This is a genomic window from Streptomyces boluensis (genome assembly GCF_009908195.1).
Classification (GTDB): Bacteria; Actinomycetota; Actinomycetes; order Streptomycetales; family Streptomycetaceae; genus Streptomyces; species Streptomyces boluensis.
The window spans coordinates 1-16444 of record NZ_JAAAHS010000047.1; the positions used below are offsets into that span (position 1 = coordinate 1).

A 16444-nucleotide genomic window follows, 5' to 3' on the forward strand; every position below is an offset into this window, starting at 1 on the left:
ATAAGAGACAGTCCCAGAGGTCCATCGAGATGATCAGCGTGAAGCCCGCGAACGTCAGCACACCGGCGACGAGCCCGCGCAGCCAGAACGCGATCACCGCGAAGATGCCCACGCCGGACGGGCCTCCTCAAACGCCGGAGGGGCTGATAAATCAGCCCTCCCGTTCCGCCAGCCGAATCACGCACACCGTGATCGCGATCAGCAGCGCCGGGTCGGCGTCCTCGCGGACCACGTTGACGCCGTACGTGTCCCGGAAGGTCAGCCAGCGGCGGGAGATCTCGGCGAGGAGTTCACCGTCGTACTCGACCGCGAACTCCCGGTCCAGGATCCTGCCGCTGACGTCCAGCACCGTGCCCTCGACCAGCGTCACGCAATAGTGGTTGCGCAGCAGCGAGAGCCGCTTGCGGCGGACCGTGGCGAGGGCCTGGTCGCCCCGCTCGATGGCCATGGTGTCGCGCAGCGCGAGCACCTTCTTGCGGATGTCGATGAGCACGTTGCCCTGCGTGTCCTTCAACTCGAAGGTCTCGCGCAGCCGCATCGCCTTCCCGTCGACGAGGAAGGCCTTACGGCCATGCTCGTCCTCGATCCAGTAGTCGTCCCCGATGCCGAAGACGCGGTCGCGTACGAGGTATTTCATGCCGGGAATGCGTACCCGTCCGTATGAGGTTGGATGGGGATATGGCTACACGTGCACGCGTTCGGGCCCCCGAGCTGATCGGCAAGGGCGGCTGGCTGAACACAGGAGATCGGCAGTACACCCTCGCTGACCTGCGGGGACGCATCGTCGTCCTGGATTTCTGGACCTTCTGCTGCATCAACTGTCTGCACGTACTCGACGAGCTCCGCGAGCTGGAGCAGAAGCACGCCGACACCGTCGTGATCATCGGTGTGCACTCCCCGAAGTTCGTGCACGAGGCCGAGCACCAGGCCGTCGTCGACGCTGTCGAGCGGTACGAGGTGCATCACCCGGTGCTCGACGACCCGGAGCTCGCCACCTGGAAGCAGTACGCGGTGCGGGCCTGGCCCACGCTCGTCGTGATCGACCCCGAGGGGTATGTGGTCGCCCAGCACGCGGGCGAGGGGCACGCGCACGCCATCGGGAAGCTGGTCGAGGAGCTGGAGGCGGAGCACGCGGCGAAGGGCACGTTGCGCCGCGGTGACGGGCCGTACGTACCGCCGGAGCCGGTCGCCACCGATCTGCGGTTCCCCGGCAAGGCGCTGCTGCTGCCGTCCGGGAACTTCCTGGTCTCCGACTCGACCCGGCACCAGCTGGTCGAGCTGGAGGGCGACGGCGAGACGGTCGTACGGCGGGTCGGCAGTGGTGAACGGGGCTTCGGCGCGGGCGAGTTCAGCGAACCGCAAGGGCTCGCGCTGCTGCCCGGAGGCCTGGTCGTCGTCGCGGACACGGTCAACCACGCGCTGCGTACGTACGACCCGGAGACCGGCGCCGTGGAGACGGTCGCGGGCACCGGGCGGCAGTGGATGCAGGGCGAGCCCACCGCGGGCCCGGCGCGCGAGGTGAACCTCTCCTCGCCCTGGGACGTGGCGTACTTCGACGGGCTCGTGTGGATCGCGATGGCGGGTGTGCACCAGCTGTGGACGTACGACCCGGAGGCCGGGACAGTGCGGGTCGCGGCCGGTACCACCAATGAAGGGCTGGTCGACGGGCCGGCCGGTGAGGCGTGGTTCGCGCAGCCGTCCGGGCTCGCGGCGACCGGGGACCGGCTGTGGATCGCCGACTCGGAGACGAGCGCACTGCGCTGGATCGGCACCGACCGCACCGTGCACACCGCCGTCGGCACCGGACTCTTCGACTTCGGGCACCGCGACGGCGCCGCCGAACAGGCCCTGCTGCAGCACCCGTTGGGCGTCACCGCGCTGCCGGACGGCTCGGTCGCGGTCAGCGACACGTACAACCACGCGCTGCGCCGCTTCGACCCGGCGAGCGGTGAGGTCACCACTCTTGCGACGGACTTGCGGGAGCCGAGCGACGCGGTCGTGGTGGGCGAGGACGTCGTGGTCGTCGAGTCGGCGCGGCACCGCCTCACCCGGCTTCGGCTGCCCGACGAGGCGGTGCGGGTGGAGTCCGTCGCGCACCGCACGCAGCGCGCGGCCGCCGAAGTGGCGCCCGGCGCGCTCCAGTTGGACGTGGTGTTCCAAGCGCCGAAGGGCCAGAAGCTCGACACCCGGTACGGTCCCTCGACGCGGCTCCTGGTCTCCTCGACCCCGCCCGAGCTGCTGCTCGACGGCGAGGGTGCGGGCACGGATCTCGCCCGTGGCCTGAGGCTCAACCCCGAGGTGGAGGAGGGCGTCCTGCACGTCTCGGCGATGGCGGCGAGCTGCGACGACGATCCGGAGAACGAGTACCCGGCCTGCCATGTGCACCAGCAGGACTGGGGTGTGCCGGTCCGTCTCACGGAGAGCGGGACGGACCGGCTGCCGCTGGTGCTCGCGGGTCTGGACGCCTGAGGGAGTCTCAGCCCGCGAGGAACGCCGACAGGGCGTTCGCCAGGAGGAACGGGTCGTCGGCGCCGCAGAGTTCGCGGGCGCTGTGCATCGACAGGATCGCCACGCCGATGTCGACGGTCCTGATGCCGTGCCGGGCCGCCGTGATGGGGCCGATGGTGGTGCCGCAGGGCATCGAGTTGTTGGACACGAACGACTGGAACGGCACGGCGGCCCGCTCGCACGCGGCGGCGAACACCGCTCGGCCCGAACCGTCCGTGGCGTACCGGTTGTTGACGTTGACCTTGAGGATCGGCCCGCCGTTGGCGCGCGGCAGGTGCGTCGGGTCGTGCCGCTCCGCATAGTTGGGGTGCACGGCGTGCCCGGTGTCCGAGGAGAGGCAGACGGTACCGGCGAAGGCGCGGGCCTTGTCCTCGTGGCTGCCGCCGCGCGCGTACACCGACCGTTCGAGCACCGAGCCGAGGAGCGGGCCGTCGGCGCCGGTGTCGGACTGGGAGCCGTTCTCCTCGTGGTCGAAGGCGGCGAGGACCGGGATGTACGGGAGGCCGTCGGTGGCGGCGACCGCGGTGAGCGCGGCCGTACCGGCGTGCACGGAGAGCAGGTTGTCCATCCGGGGACCGGCGAGGAGCTCCCGGTCGCGGCCCAGGTAGGCGGGCGGTTCGACGGAGTGGGTCATCAGGTCCCAGCCCGTGGCCGAGCCCGCGGGCAGCCCGCTCTCCTCCTCCAGGAAGCGGATCAGGTCGCCCTCGCGCACGTCACCGAGGCCCCAGATGGGCTGCATGTGCTTCTGCTTGTCGAGCTGGAGGCCCTTCTCGTAGATGGACCGGTCCATGTGGATGGCCAGCTGCGGTACGCGAAGGAGCGCCCGGTCGACGTTGACCAGGCGGGTCGAGCCGTCGCGGAGCGAGAGGCGTCCGGCGATGCCCAGGTCGCGGTCGAGCCAGGAGTTGAGCAGCGGCCCGCCGTAGATCTCCACGGCGACCTGGCGCCAGCCCTGCGCACCGGTGTCGGGCAGCGGCTTGACCCGCAGGTTCGGGGAGTCGGTGTGGGCGCCCACGATCCGGAACGGGGTGTGCGGGTCGGCGCCCTCGGGCACGTACCAGGCGATCACGGCGCCGCCGCGGAGCACGTACTTGCCGCCGCTCGTCCCGTCCCAGGCGTCGGTCTCCAGGACCTGCCGAAAACCGGCCTTCTCGAGCCGCTCGGCCACACTCGCCACCGCGTGGTACGGCGAGGGGCTCGCGGTGAGGAAGGTCATCAGGTCGTCGGTGTGTCCGCGGTCGAACCGGGAGGGCGTTGAGCTCATGGTGTTCACCTTAACGACGAGCGCGGGCCCCCTCCCGGGGAAGGGAGGGGGCCCGCGAACTTGAGCAAGGGGGAAGGGGCGTCGGCTAGAACGCGGCCTCGTCCAGCTCCATCAGGTCCAGGTCCACGCCCTCGGCGAGCTTGCGCGCGCCGGTGACGCCGGGCAGGACGTTGGCGGCGAAGAACTTCGCGGCCGCGATCTTGCCGGTGTAGAACGCCTTGTCCTTGGTGGACGCGGTCTCCAGCTTCTCGGCGGCCACGGCCGCGCCGCGGAGCAGCAGGTAGCCGACGACGACGTCACCGGAGGCCATCAGGAGGCGGGTGCTGTTGAGGCCCACCTTGTAGATGTTCTTGACGTCCTTCTCGGTGGCCGCGAGGTCGGTCAGCATGAGGCCGACGATGGCCTCCAGCTCGACGGCGGCCTTGGCGAGCTGCTCGCGGGCGGTGGCGAGCTCGTCGCCGCCGGTGCCGACGGCGAGGAACTTCTTGATGTCCTCGGCGAGGGAGTTCAGCGCGGCGCCCTGGTTGCGGACGATCTTCCGGAAGAAGAAGTCCTGGCCCTGGATGGCCGTGGTGCCCTCGTAGAGGGTGTCGATCTTGGCGTCCCGGATGTACTGCTCGATCGGGTACTCCTGCAGGAAGCCGGAGCCGCCGAAGGTCTGCAGGGACTGCGCGAGCTGCTCGTAGCCCTTCTCGGAGCCGTAGCCCTTGACGATGGGCAGGAGCAGGTCGTTGAGGGCCTCGAGCGCCTTGGTGTCCTCGCCGGAGGCCTCACCGAGCGCGATCTCGTCCTGGACGGAGGCGGTGTGCAGGACGAGGGCGCGCATGCCCTCCGCGTACGCCTTCTGCGTCATCAGGGAGCGGCGCACGTCGGGGTGGTGCGTGATGGTGACCTTGGGCGCGGTCTTGTCCATGAACTGCGACAGGTCGGTGCCCTGGACGCGCTCCTTGGCGTACTCGAGGGCGTTGAGGTAGCCCGTCGACAGCGTGGAGATCGCCTTCGTGCCGACCATCATGCGAGCGAACTCGATGATGCGGAACATCTGGCGGATGCCCTCGTGCTTGTCACCGATGAGCCAGCCGACGGCCGGGTTGTCGGCCTGGTCGCCGAAGGTCATCTCGCACGTGTTGGAGGCCTTGAGGCCCATCTTGTGCTCGACGTTGGTGGCGTAGACGCCGTTGCGCTCGCCCAGCTCGCCGGTCTCGAAGTCGAAGTGGAACTTCGGTACGAGGAAGAGGGAGAGGCCCTTGGTGCCGGGGCCGTGGCCCTCGGGGCGGGCGAGGACGTAGTGGAGGATGTTCTCCTCCATGTCGTGCTCACCGGACGTGATGAAGCGCTTGACGCCCTCGATGTGCCAGGAGCCGTCCGCCTGCTGCACGGCCTTGGTGCGGCCGGCGCCGACGTCCGAACCGGCGTCCGGCTCGGTCAGGACCATGGTCGAGCCCCAGGTCTTGTCGACCGCGATCTGCGCCCACTTCTTCTGCTCCTCGGTGCCCTCCTCGAAGAGGATCCGCGCGAAGGCGGGGCCGGAGGAGTACATCCAGACGGCCGGGTTGGCGCCGAGGATCAGTTCCGCGTAGGCCCAGATCAGGGACGGCGGGGCGGTGGTGCCGCCGATCTCCTCGGGCAGGCCGAGGCGCCAGTACTCGGAGTCCATGAAGGCCTTGTAGGACTTCTTGAAGGACGCGGGGACCGGCGCGGTGTTGGTCTCCGGGTCGAAGACCGGCGGGTTGCGGTCGGCGTCCGCGAAGGACTCGGCCAGCTCGTTCTCGGCGAGGCGGGTGAGCTCCGACAGGACGCTCTTCGCGGTCTCGGTGTCCATCTCCGCGAACGGGCCGCTGCCGTACAGCTTGTCGCGACCGAGTACCTCGAAGAGGTTGAACTCGATGTCCCGGAGGTTCGACTTGTAGTGCCCCATGGCGACGGCTCCGTAAAGGCTTGGGAGGCGGGTCCTCTTACACGTACCAGCAAGTAGCTACGATGATGCTACCCGTCGGTAATAAGGCGCAACCCCTGAGCCGGGAACTGTGACGAGGCTCTAATCGACGGACTTGTCCGGCGCGGTCGCTTGCGGCGGCTCGGTCGCGTAATGCGTGCGCAGCTCGGAGAAGATCCCGAAGGCCGCCGCGGTCAGCGGCACCGCGAGCAGCATGCCGAGGATCCCGGCCACCGAGGCGCCCGCGGTGATCGCCAGCATCACGACCGCCGGATGCATCTGCACGGTGCGGCTCTGGATCATCGGCTGCAGCACATGCCCTTCGAGGACCTGTACGGCGAGTACGACGCCGAGCACCCACAGCCCGATCGCGAGCCCCCGGTCGGCGAGCGCCACGAGCACGGCCACGGCGCCCGAGATGAACGCGCCGAGATACGGGATGTACGCCCCGACGAACACGAGCGCGCCGAGCCCGACCGCGCCCGGGACATCGAGGATCAGCAGGCCGACGGTGATGCACAGGGCGTCGATCAGGGCGATCAGGGTGGTGCCGCGCATGAACCCTTCGATGGCCTCGAACGCGGTGCGGCCCATCTTCTCCAGGGCGCTGCCGCGGCGTGGGGCCAGCGTGTGCAGGGCGGTGACGGCGCGGGAGGAGTCGCGCAGGAAGAAGAAGACGAGCAGCAGCGCGAGCACGGCCATGGCGATCATCTCGCCGAGGACGCTGACGCCGCTGATCACCCCGGAGGCCGCCGTACTGCCGAACTTCGACAGCAGGTCCTTGGAGTTCTTCGCCAGGTCGTCGAGGGTCGTGCCCGCGGCGCCGAAGTGCTCGGCGAACGACTGGGCGGACTCGCGCAGCGCGGAGATGATCTGGTCGCCGCTGTCGATCAGGGCGCTGACCACGATGTATCCCGCGCCGCCGACGACGACGAGCACGGCGAGACAAGTGAGCCCGGCGGCCAGCGACTTGTTGACGTGCATCGCGAGGAGCCGCCGGTAGAGCGGGCCGAGCAGGGCCGTACCGAGGAGCGCGAGCAGGACGGGGGTGACGGCGGTCTTCAGGGTGACGCAGAGCCAGATCCCGAGGGCGGCCACGGCGGCGATGAGCAGGGTCGCGGCACACCAGGCGGCGAGCTTGCGGACGGGAGTGGGGAGCAGCTGCTGCACCTGTGCAGGTCACCACGGTGCGGGAGGCCCGGCATGTCCGGTCGGCCGCCCGGGTGACGTGCCCGTACGGGGCCGGTCAGCTGCGCGCGCTCTGCTCGACCGTGCAGGTGTCCGTGTCCGACGGGCACCAGTGGGTGCGGCCGCCCACCAGGTGGAGTTCGAGGTCGGCGTCCCGCATGCCGTTCCGGTCGAGCGCCGCGCGCAGCACCGTCGGCGCGGGCTGGGGCGGCAGTCCGAGTACGCCGATCACGACGATGCCGTTGCGGGCCTCCACCGAGGCGATCTGCCACTTTCCGGTCGCCGCCCACCGCTCGGCGACCGGCCGGGCGTCGGCGGCGAGCGCGCGGTCGCGGGCGACGGTCACCGTGCCGGTGGTCAGCGGGACCGCGATCAGCAGGACGACCGCCGCGACGGCGGCCAGGGTGCGGCCGCGGAGCCGGCCCACGCTCAGCCCGGCGTCCTGGGCCGCGCCCCGGATCCCGTACACCAGGAACACGACGGTGCCGGTGGCGACGATGGCGGCCACGTTGGTCGCGAACAGGAGCGCGGACTCGCCGGCGTCGTGGAACCGGCCGACCGTGACGAGCAGCCCGGTCACGGCGAGCGGCGGTACAAGGGAGATGGCGATCGCGACACCCGGCAGCGTGTCGGAGATATCGGTGCGGACCAGCGCGAACGCGCCGACGGTACCGGTGGCGAGCGCGGCGAGCAGGTCGATGAGGCGCGGACTGATCCGCGAGGACACCTGGCTGTTGGAGGCGAACTCGTCCGGTGGCGCGGCGATCCAGCCGAGCAGCATGCCGACCGCCACCACGGCCAGGGCGCCGCCGACGACGAGGAGCGCGCACCGCATCACCTGTGAACGCTCGGCGAGTACGAGGGCGAGCGCGCTGCCGAGGATCGGTGTCATCAGCGGGGCCACGATCATCGCTCCGATGACGGTCGCGGTGGAGTCGGCCACCACACCCGCGCTCGCGATGACCGACGCCAGGACGAGCAGCCCCCAGAACCGCGTCGAGCCGGTGCTGCGCAGTCCGCGCTCGATGAACAGCGCCTCGGTCATCCGCTGTACGGCGGCCGCGTCGACCGCGGCCATCAGCCTTGCTCCTCCTGGTTGTTCCCGCCCGGCAGGCCGTCGTCCGACAGGCCGTCGTCCGCTCCCGCTCCCGTCCCGCTCAGGAACTCGACGACCGCCAGCAGGAACAGCAGGCACAGCGCGAGGCCGACGACGACCCAGCCGGTCGGGTACGACCAGAGCAGCAGCACGAGCAGCGCGGCGGCGACCAGTACCCAGGTGATCCACGCACGGTGGCCGCCGACGAAGCGCCCCACCGGTCCGGTGCGCAGCCCGGCCCGGTCCGCCGTGGCCCGTGCGGCACCGATGCCCGAGGTCCACACGCCGCGCACCACGGTGGCGTGCCGGCCGGGACCGGTGAGCCACGCCGCGAGCGCGACGACGACGGCCACGGCGACGACCATGCGCACCGTGGTGGCCAGGAAGCGCGTCATCGCGTCGTACACCGCGGCGGCCGCGTCCGGCGAGGCGTCCGCGGGCAGGCGGTCCAGGTACAGGGCCCGGAAGACGCGCAGGCCGATGCCGAGCAGCCCGGTGGTCACGGCGACCGCCAGCGCACCGGCGACGAGTGCCCGCCGTCTGCGTACCGCGAGCAGCACGCCCGCCGCGACGAGGACGAGGGCGAGCACGGGCAGCCAGTTCCCGGCCAGTTGCAGCAGACGTACGTAGGTCCTGGCCTCGGCGATCTTCTCCGAGGAGACGAGCGTGAAGTCGGTGTGGATCTCCGGGATCCGTTCCGCCACCGTCATCCCCCGGTCGACGAGGCGCTGTTTGACGCGCTCGACGAGGGGGGCCAGGTCGAGGGTGACGTCGTCGCCCTTCAGCTCCACGGCCCCGCCGCCGCTTCCGGTCAGCGCTTTGTTGAGCGCGCTGTGGGCCTGGCGGTTGGCCTGCTTCCAGATGTCCTCGAACGCGTCCGACGCGGCGATGTCACGTGCCCTGTCCTGTACGAAGCTCCGTACCGCGTCCTCCAGGGAGTCGCCGAGGCTGCCGAGCGCCTTCTCCAGGCGCGGGCGGTCCTGCGCGGGGAGGTCGGACAGCAGGGCGGACAGGTCGATCCGCCGCATCAGGGCGTCGGTGGCGCGCTTCGCGACCGCGTCCTGCACATCGGGGTGGGAGGCGAGCGGCCCGACGGTATCCACGTAGCGGTCCGTGTCGCCCACTTCGTCGGCCGCCCAGGACGCGACGACACCGAGGGGCGCGAGGAGACAGCCGAGCACGAGGCAGACGATCGCGAGCGCGGAGCGCCCCCGGTGCCGCCGGCCGCTCGACCGATCGCTCTCCAGGGCGGCCACCCGGCCACGCAACCGCGCCAACTCGGCCTGATCGTCGGCCTCTTGGGACATCCCGTCGTCTGCCGCCATGTCGTCTCCTTCTCGCGCCGTACGGGCTTTTCGACCGCCGGCCGATCGCGTCACGCTCCGAGGATCCTGGCCTTCTGCGCGGCGAACTCCGCCTCGGTGAGCACTCCTTGGCGCTGGAGCTCGGCCAGGCGTTCCAGCTGGTCGAGCACATCCGCTCCGCCCGCGGGTGGAGCGGTGGGCGCGGTCGGCTGCCGCGCGTACTCCTGCTCATACCGCGCCTGGTCGACGGCGGCCTCGCGGGCCTCGTCCTGCGCGAACTTCTCCTGCTGGTGGCGCTGCACACGTCCGCTGACCGCCGACGCGGTGCCCGCCACGACGGCGGTACGGGCCATGGCGCCGAGCAGGCCGGGGCCGCGGCGGTTGAGGGGGCCTCCGAAAAGCGGCATGGGTCGATCCCTTCCACGAGTCGTACGGGAGCGGGGCGGGGCGGGCTGAACGGAACGGAACGGAACAGGCTCAGTGCGACAGGGCTGCCGTCATCGCGTGGCCGGCCACCGTCGCGGGGATGCGCTCGTGGGCGACGACCTCGCCGCCCGCCTCGCGGACCGCGTCCGCGAGCGGCTTGGCCCAGAGGTCCTCCCACACGATCAGCGCGGCCGAACTGCCCGGCGGCACCCGCTGCCCGAGCGCCTGGATGTCGTCCTCGTTCAACAGGGCGCGGACCCTGCCCTCCACGGGGTCGAGGCGGCCCAGCTCGTCGGCGTCGAGGTCCTGGAGCTCGATGTGCTCCAGGGCGCCGTCGTCCGTCCGCCGTACGAAGGTCAGGTCGAGGATCCGGACCGTGCGTGCCGCGACGGCGTCGGTGAGCGCGGGGGCGATCGCACCGGTGAAACGGCTTCCCGGAAAGACGATGACGAGGTACTCCACCGGGCCCAGGCCCATGTCCATGAGTCGGTCCTTTCGAGCGGTGCTGATCGGGTCGAGGGGCTGATCGAGCGGTGCCCCGCAATTCTGTGCACCGCGCCCCGCATCCCGCACTTCATGGAAGGCGGCCGTCGCCGTGACCGTCGGGGACGTGGCCGCCGGTGCCGATGTGCCCCGCGCGAGGTGCCTCGTACCGCCATCCGGACCTCAGCCACGGCCGCGGAGCGGTCCGCGTCGGACCGTTGCTCCATGACCGACAGAGCAGCGCACACCGCCGGCGCCCTCGTCTCCGTCCTCGCCGCGCTGCTGCTCGGCGCGGCCTCCGCGTACGCCGCGCCCGCGCTCGACCCGCCGGGCACCGAACCGTCCGACCCCCGCGCGCGCTTCGTCCCCGACAACGTCGCGCACTGCGCGCAGGCCGGTTACCCGGACGACGTGCAGGTCTACGGCGAGGGGAACGAGGACGCGGGCGACGCGTACGTACGGGGCACCGGCACCGGGTCGAGTCCCACGAAGGTCCAGGTCGACATCACCGCGGAGGGCCGGTCGGCCGGAGTCGTGGTCGACGCGGTCGTGGTCAAGGGCGGCGAGGGCGCCAACGTCTACGAATCTCCGTACGTACCACCGGAGTTGGCGTCGCCGCAGAACTACATCTCGCCGAAGAACTCCGGCGGGAACGTGGCCGACGTCAGCCACTACCTGATCTGCTACCACTTCGAGGAGCAGCGCGACCTCGACGACGCTCTCCTGGTCCTCAAGCGGGTGACGGCCCCGGAGGGCGGTGCGGCCGAGCCGCTGCCCGACGGCTACACCGTGGACGTCACCTGCACCCCGCCGGGTGGCGGCACCCCCACCGGGACGACGCTCACGTTCGGCGCGGGCGGCGGCATCGGCAATCTGCCGGACGGGCGGCACCTCGTCACGGGCATCCCCGAGGGCTCGACCTGCACCGTCGAGGAACAGGGCACGGACGCGTTCCCGGCAGGCGCCGAGGTGACCTATCGCCCCTCGGGCGCGGCCGGTCCCGGCGTGACGATGGGCCCGGACCGGGGCGCCGTCGTCGTCGTCAGCAACGACTTCTCCGGTGTCGAGCCCGCCACGGGCGGCTTCAAGCTGACGAAGAAGGTCGCCCGGCCGGACGGCGGCCCGATCCCGGACGCGTTCACGGTGGCGTACGCGTGCCAGGGCGCCAAGACTGGAAGGGCCGAGCTGAGCCCCGGCGAGACGGTGACGGTGGCCGGGGTGCGGGCCGACGCGTACTGCGTGGTCCGCGAGGACGCGGCGGACCTGCCCGAGGGCTGGAAGGTCACCTACACGGTGGACGGCCGGACCACGACCAGGGCTCCGGTCTTCAAGGTCGCCGCCGACAGCGAGGTCACGGTCACGGTCAGGAACGACGGCACGGACGCCCGGCCGGAAACGGACGGCGGCGCCCCGGACAAGGACGCGAGCTGACCTGGACACGGCCTTCGGTCACGGCCGGGCAGGTGGCTTGCGCCCGTACACGAACACCGCGTCCCCGGTCCGCAGGGTCTTCCAGAGGCGTTCGGCGTCCCGGTAGCGGAGGTTGACGCAGCCGTGCGAGCCGGGCTCGTAGTGGATCGTCCGGTACCGGCCGTGGAACGCCTGCCCGCCGGAGAAGAACTGGGCGAACGGCATGGGCGCGTCGTACAGCGTGGAGGTGTGCTCCTCGCTGCGCCAATCCACGGAGAACATGCCGGTACGCGTCTCGTAGCCGGGCTTCCCCGACCGGATGAGCGCCGGCCCGAACACGACCTTCCGGCCCCGCTGCACCCACATCAACTGCCGCGACAGATCGACGCACGCCACCCGCCGCCCGGCCCGTACGGGACACCTGCCGCCCTGATCCGGACGGCTCCGCGCCCGTGCGAGCCGCGCGGTGCCCCAGGTGTGCGGGCCCGCGTACCCGGTGCGCGGCGCGATGTCGTGCTTCCGCTGGAACTCCTGGATCGCCGCGCAGTCTGCGGGCGACTGCCGCCCGTCGGCCGGCCGCAGCTTCAGATGGCGCTCCATCTCCTTCTGGTACGGCCCGCCGGCCTTCGTGCAGTACGGCTCGTGCTTGCCCTTGTCCGCTTCGGGAACGGTCTCCAGCTCCTCCAGGTCCCGGTACTTCGCGTACTTCGGGAAGGGGTCACCGGGGTCACCGGGCCGCACCGCCCCCTGCTGACGCCGCATCAACGCCCGGTCGGGAGCCAGTGCCTGATCGGGAGTGTCCTCGACGAACGGCAGCTCCGACCGTGTGTGCGGCGACGGACGGGGCGGTGGCGGCTCGCCTCCGACGGCCGCGCCACTGCCGCAGAACAGCGCCACCACACCGAGAACCAGGACCTGCCGCGCCCTGCCCGGCCACACCCGCACCCGCTCCTCCTGCCCTCGGCGGCACACCCGTCAGGAACAAGATGCACAAGTCGGGCAGGAGGTAGGGGGATGCGCGGCCTCGGCCGGAGGTGGCGTCAGTGCCCGGCCACGGGGACCGTGCCGAGCCGTCCGGCCTTGAAGTCGTCGAAGGCCTGGGCCAGTTCGGTGTGGCTGTTCATCACGAACGGGCCGTAGTGCGCCATCGGCTCGCGGATGGGGCGGCCGCCGAGCAGGACGATCTCCAGGTCGGGGGTGTGCCCGTCCTGCTTCTCGTCCGCGCGGACGGTCAGCGACGAGCCCGTGCCGAAGACCGCGGTCTGGCCCATCTGGATCGGGCGGCGCTCCTCGCCGACGGTGCCGCGCCCGGCCAGGACGTACGCCAGGCCGTTGAAGTCCGAGCGCCAGGGCAGGGTCACCGAGGCGCCGGGCCGTACCGTCGCGTGGATCATCGTGATCGGGGTGTGGGTGATGCCGGGGCCGTCGTGGCCGTCGAGCTCGCCCGCGATGACGCGGAGCAGGGCGCCGCCGTCGGGCGAGGTGAGCAGCTGGACCTGGCCGCCGCGGATGTCCTGGTAGCGCGGGTCCATCATCTTGTCGGAGGCCGGCAGGTTGACCCACAGCTGGAGGCCGTGGAACAGGCCGCCGGACGTGACGAGGCTCTCCGGCGGGGCCTCGATGTGGAGCAGGCCGCTGCCGGCCGTCATCCACTGGGTGTCGCCGTTCTGGATGGTGCCGCCGCCACCGTTGGAGTCCTGGTGCACGAAGGTGCCGTCGATCAGGTACGTCACGGTCTCGAAGCCGCGGTGCGGGTGCCAGGGGGTGCCCTTCGGCTCTCCCGGCGCGTAGTCCACCTCGCCCATCTGGTCCATCATGATGAACGGGTCGAGGTGCTTGTAGTTGATGCCCGCGAAGGCGCGGCGCACCGGGAAGCCCTCACCCTCGAAGCCGGACGGGGCGGTCGTCACGGCGAGCACCGGACGCGGGGTCGCGTCGGCGGGTGCGGTCACTCGGGGCAGGGTCAGCGGGTTCTCGACGGTCACTGCAGGCATGGTCGGTACCTCCTCGTGTTCCGAGTTTAGTTGAACGATGAACTTCTTGCCACTCCTAACGCGAAGACGCCCGGGAGGAATTCCCCCCGGGCGTCCACAACGGTGCGAAGAAACGTCAGCCGTACATCCTGCGCATCGCGAAGTCGACCATCTGCTCGACCGCCTTCGCGTCGAAGACCATGCGGTGCTCGCCGTCCATGTCGAGCACGAAGCCGTACCCCGTCGGGAGCAGGTCGATGACCTCGGCGCCGGTGATGACGAAGTACTTGGACTCCTTGCCCGCGTACTGCCGCAGCTCCTTGAGGGAGGTGAACATCGGGATCACCGGCTGCTGGGTGTTGTGCAGCGCCAGGAAGCCCGGGTTGTCGCCGCGCGGGCAGTACACCTTCGACGTGGCGAAGATCTGCTGGAAGTCCTCCGCGGACATCGAGCCGGTGGTGAAGGCGCGCACGGCGTCCGCGAGCGACGGCGGCGACGGCTCCGGGTACAGCGGGGCCTGCTGGCCGTACGCCCCGGGGCCGCCGGGCTGCTGGGGCGGGGGCTGCGGCGGGGCGTATCCCTGCTGTGCGCCCGTGCTCTGGTCGTAGCCGTACATGGCGTCGAGCGTACTGGGTGGCGGGCATGCGTGGCTCACGGAGCCGGGGACTCGTGCAGCTCGAACCAGATCGACTTGCCCTCGCCGCGCGGGGCCACGCCCCAGGCGTCGGCGAGGATCTCCATGAGCACCAACCCCCGGCCGGACGAGGCGAGTTCGCCGGGGTGGCGTCTGTGCGGGAGTTCGTCGCTGGCGTCGGCGACCTCGACACGCAGCCGCCGCTCGCCGGCCTCGCCGCGTGCCTCGACGAGCAGCAGGGCGTCGCCGTCGGTGTGCACCAGGACGTTGGTCATCATCTCGGAGACCATCAGGACCGCCGAGTCGACCTGCTCCTGCTCGGACCAGTCGTGCAGCAGCTCGCGCAACTGCTGGCGGGCGTCGGCGATGCGTTCCGGCTCGGCCTGCCGGACGGTCAGCATGGTGCGCCGTACGGGCGGTGCCAGGCCGGTGCCGTCCACGCCGCCCGGGACCCGCGGGGTGCGGCAGAGGAGCACCACCGCGATGTCGTCCTCGCGCCGGTCGGCGAGCGGTCCGGTGGAGTAGTGCGAGCCGGGGCCGTGCACCGCCTGGACCAGCTCGTCGGCGAGCTGCTCGAGGCCGTCGCCCTGGTACCGCTCCAGGACCGTACGCAGCCGGGCCCAGCCGGTTTCGAGGTCGTGGCCGCCGGTCTCGATCAGGCCGTCGGTGCACAGCATCATCGTCTCGCCGGGCTCCAGGACGACCCGGGTCGTCGGGTAGTCGCTGTCCGGGTCGAGGCCGAGCGGCAGCCCGCCGGCCGTCGCGCGCATCACGACGGTGCCGTCGTCGAGCCGGACCGCCGGGTCGGGGTGGCCGGCCCGCGCGATCTCAAGCACCCCGGTCGCCGGGTCCACCTCGACGTACAGGCAGGTCGCGAAGCGCGGGTCGGTGATGCCGGTGGCGAGGGTGCCGGGGCCGCCGCCGGGGCGGTCCGCGGGTGAGTCGGTGATGCCGGTCAGGAAGCGGGAGGCGCGGGAGAGCACCGCGTCCGGGCGGTGCCCCTCGGCGGCGTAGGCGCGCAGCGCGATCCGGAGCTGGCCCATCAGGCCGGCGGCGCGTACGTCATGGCCCTGGACGTCGCCGATGACCAGGGCGATCCGGTCGCCGTCGGGCAGCGGGATCATGTCGTACCAGTCGCCGCCGACCTGCAGCCCGCCGCCGGTCGGCACGTAGCGGGCGGCCAGGGACATGCCGGGGATGGCCGGGCCGAGCGTCGGCAGCATCGAGCGCTGCAGCCCGTCCGTCAGCTCCCGCTCCGACTCGGCGATCCCGGCGCGGGACAGTGCCTGCGCCAGCATCCGGGCCACCGTCGTCAGCACGGAACGCTCGTCCGGGGTGAACTGCACCGGGTACCGGAACGCCGCCATCCAGGCACCGATCGTGCGGCCCGCCACGGTCAGCGGCAGGAACGCCCAGGACTCCCGGCCGAAGCGGGCGGCGAGCGGCCAGGTCACCGGGTAGCGGCTGCGGTACTCGGCGGGTGAGGAGAGGTAGACGGCGCGGCCGTTGCGCACCACGTCGGCGGCCGGATAGTCGGTGGTCAGGCCCATGTCGGTGAACGGGCTCTCGTCGCCGGCCTGCTGTCCGTGGTGCCCGATGATCGTCAGCCGGTCGCCCGCCACCCCGAACACCGCGAGCCCGTCCGGCTCGAACCCCGGCATCGACAGGCCCGCCGCGACCCGCAGCACCTCGGCCGTGGAGCGGGCCTCGGCGAGCGCCCGGCCCGCGTCGAGCAGGAACGCCTCGCGGGAGCGGCGCCAGTCGCCGGTGATGGGGGTGCGGGCGGCGCTGCCCGGCTGAGGTTCGTTGACCTCCTGCAGGGTGCCGATCAGCTCGTACTCGGCACCGTGGATCACCGGCTTGGAGCGGCTGCGGACGGTACGGATCACCTTGTTCTGCTCGTCCATGATGCGCAGCCGGGCCTCGGCGAGGGTGCCCTCGGCGACCGCCAGGTTCACCACGCCGTCGATCTCGTTCCAGTCCACCGGGTGGAAACGGGAGCGCACGCCCGCCTCCGACAGGGTCACGGGCTCGGCGGGCAGCCCGAGCAGGCGGGCGGCCTCCGCGTCGAGCGTGACGAGGCCGGTCGCGTTGTCCCAGCGCCAGAAGCCGGTAGCGATGAGCGCGAGGATGTCGCCCGCGGGGGGCAGGGGTGCTCCGGCGTCCTGGGAGCGAGTGCGCATTGCCCCACTTTAAGAAGGTTGCGGGAGAGGCCGCCACCG

General features: G+C 71.4%; 14 protein-coding genes. 2 read left to right on the forward strand and 12 right to left on the reverse strand.

Annotation, left to right across the window (positions count from 1 at the left end; translation table 11 throughout):
• Positions 1-151 precede the first annotated feature (151 nt).
• Complete coding sequence (locus tag GUY60_RS09265) at positions 152-637, reverse strand: LURP-one-related/scramblase family protein (RefSeq protein WP_161695780.1); 486 nt, start codon at positions 635-637, stop codon at positions 152-154.
• A 41-nt stretch (positions 638-678) separates the two neighbouring features.
• On the opposite strand from GUY60_RS09265, the gene GUY60_RS09270 reads away from it, so the two are divergent.
• Positions 679-2469 carry an NHL domain-containing thioredoxin family protein gene (locus GUY60_RS09270; RefSeq protein WP_161695782.1) on the forward strand — a complete coding sequence of 597 codons (1791 nt, stop codon included), beginning with the start codon at positions 679-681 and terminating at the stop codon, positions 2467-2469.
• A 7-nt stretch (positions 2470-2476) separates the two neighbouring features.
• Here the strand turns inward: GUY60_RS09270 and GUY60_RS09275 are convergent, their stop codons facing one another.
• The 7 genes from GUY60_RS09275 to GUY60_RS09305 form a co-directional block, all read right to left on the reverse strand.
• Complete coding sequence (locus tag GUY60_RS09275) at positions 2477-3772, reverse strand: M18 family aminopeptidase (RefSeq protein ID WP_161695784.1); 1296 nt, start codon at positions 3770-3772, stop codon at positions 2477-2479.
• 85 nt (positions 3773-3857) lie between these two features.
• Entirely contained in the window at positions 3858-5690 is a 1833-nt protein-coding gene (locus GUY60_RS09280; RefSeq protein ID WP_161695786.1) for an acyl-CoA dehydrogenase, read from the reverse strand.
• A 120-nt stretch (positions 5691-5810) separates the two neighbouring features.
• A complete protein-coding gene (locus GUY60_RS09285; protein WP_161695789.1) occupies positions 5811-6878 on the reverse strand; it encodes an AI-2E family transporter in 1068 nt (355 codons plus the stop codon).
• A 76-nt stretch (positions 6879-6954) separates the two neighbouring features.
• Complete coding sequence (locus tag GUY60_RS09290; RefSeq protein ID WP_161695791.1) at positions 6955-7974, reverse strand: DUF389 domain-containing protein; 1020 nt, start codon at positions 7972-7974, stop codon at positions 6955-6957.
• Positions 7974-9317, reverse strand: coding sequence for a hypothetical protein (locus GUY60_RS09295; protein ID WP_246234567.1), 1344 nt, complete (start codon positions 9315-9317; stop codon positions 7974-7976). The genes GUY60_RS09290 and GUY60_RS09295 overlap by 1 nt, the downstream gene beginning before the upstream one ends.
• A 50-nt stretch (positions 9318-9367) precedes the next feature.
• Positions 9368-9703, reverse strand: coding sequence for an SHOCT domain-containing protein (locus tag GUY60_RS09300; protein WP_223178673.1), 336 nt, complete (start codon positions 9701-9703; stop codon positions 9368-9370).
• A 70-nt stretch (positions 9704-9773) separates the two neighbouring features.
• Positions 9774-10205 (reverse strand): DUF6325 family protein, encoded by a 432-nt coding sequence (locus GUY60_RS09305; protein ID WP_246234570.1) that lies wholly within the window; start codon positions 10203-10205, stop codon positions 9774-9776.
• Between the two features lie 225 nt (positions 10206-10430).
• Here GUY60_RS09305 and GUY60_RS09310 point away from each other — a divergent pair, with 225 nt between their 5' ends.
• A complete protein-coding gene (locus GUY60_RS09310; RefSeq protein ID WP_161695793.1) occupies positions 10431-11636 on the forward strand; it encodes a DUF5979 domain-containing protein in 1206 nt (401 codons plus the stop codon).
• A gap of 18 nt (positions 11637-11654) precedes the next feature.
• Here the strand turns inward: GUY60_RS09310 and GUY60_RS09315 are convergent, their stop codons facing one another.
• From GUY60_RS09315 to GUY60_RS09330, 4 genes are all read right to left on the reverse strand, one after another.
• A complete protein-coding gene (locus GUY60_RS09315; RefSeq protein WP_312866232.1) occupies positions 11655-12560 on the reverse strand; it encodes a L,D-transpeptidase family protein in 906 nt (301 codons plus the stop codon).
• 95 nt (positions 12561-12655) lie between these two features.
• Positions 12656-13609: a pirin family protein gene (locus GUY60_RS09320; RefSeq protein WP_161695795.1), complete on the reverse strand. Its 954-nt coding sequence runs from the start codon at positions 13607-13609 to the stop codon at positions 12656-12658.
• 115 nt (positions 13610-13724) lie between these two features.
• Complete coding sequence (locus GUY60_RS09325) at positions 13725-14204, reverse strand: SseB family protein (protein ID WP_161695797.1); 480 nt, start codon at positions 14202-14204, stop codon at positions 13725-13727.
• 35 nt (positions 14205-14239) lie between these two features.
• Positions 14240-16405 carry a SpoIIE family protein phosphatase gene (locus GUY60_RS09330; RefSeq protein WP_161695799.1) on the reverse strand — a complete coding sequence of 722 codons (2166 nt, stop codon included), beginning with the start codon at positions 16403-16405 and terminating at the stop codon, positions 14240-14242.
• Positions 16406-16444: the final 39 nt, after the last annotated feature.

Bases quoted from the DNA above. Each gene is read 5' to 3' on its own strand.
- GUY60_RS09265 (WP_161695780.1), bottom strand. From the start codon at position 637: ATGAAATACCTCGTACGCGACCGCGTCTTCGGCATCGGGGACGACTAC.
- GUY60_RS09270 (WP_161695782.1), top strand. From the start codon at position 679: ATGGCTACACGTGCACGCGTTCGGGCCCCCGAGCTGATCGGCAAGGGC.
- GUY60_RS09275 (WP_161695784.1), bottom strand. From the start codon at position 3,772: ATGAGCTCAACGCCCTCCCGGTTCGACCGCGGACACACCGACGACCTG.
- GUY60_RS09280 (WP_161695786.1), bottom strand. From the start codon at position 5,690: ATGGGGCACTACAAGTCGAACCTCCGGGACATCGAGTTCAACCTCTTC.
- GUY60_RS09290 (WP_161695791.1), bottom strand. From the start codon at position 7,974: ATGGCCGCGGTCGACGCGGCCGCCGTACAGCGGATGACCGAGGCGCTG.
- GUY60_RS09295 (WP_246234567.1), bottom strand. From the start codon at position 9,317: ATGGCGGCAGACGACGGGATGTCCCAAGAGGCCGACGATCAGGCCGAG.
- GUY60_RS09300 (WP_223178673.1), bottom strand. From the start codon at position 9,703: ATGCCGCTTTTCGGAGGCCCCCTCAACCGCCGCGGCCCCGGCCTGCTC.
- GUY60_RS09305 (WP_246234570.1), bottom strand. From the start codon at position 10,205: ATGGACATGGGCCTGGGCCCGGTGGAGTACCTCGTCATCGTCTTTCCG.
- GUY60_RS09310 (WP_161695793.1), top strand. From the start codon at position 10,431: ATGACCGACAGAGCAGCGCACACCGCCGGCGCCCTCGTCTCCGTCCTC.
- GUY60_RS09320 (WP_161695795.1), bottom strand. From the start codon at position 13,609: ATGCCTGCAGTGACCGTCGAGAACCCGCTGACCCTGCCCCGAGTGACC.
- GUY60_RS09325 (WP_161695797.1), bottom strand. From the start codon at position 14,204: ATGTACGGCTACGACCAGAGCACGGGCGCACAGCAGGGATACGCCCCG.
- GUY60_RS09330 (WP_161695799.1), bottom strand. From the start codon at position 16,405: ATGCGCACTCGCTCCCAGGACGCCGGAGCACCCCTGCCCCCCGCGGGC.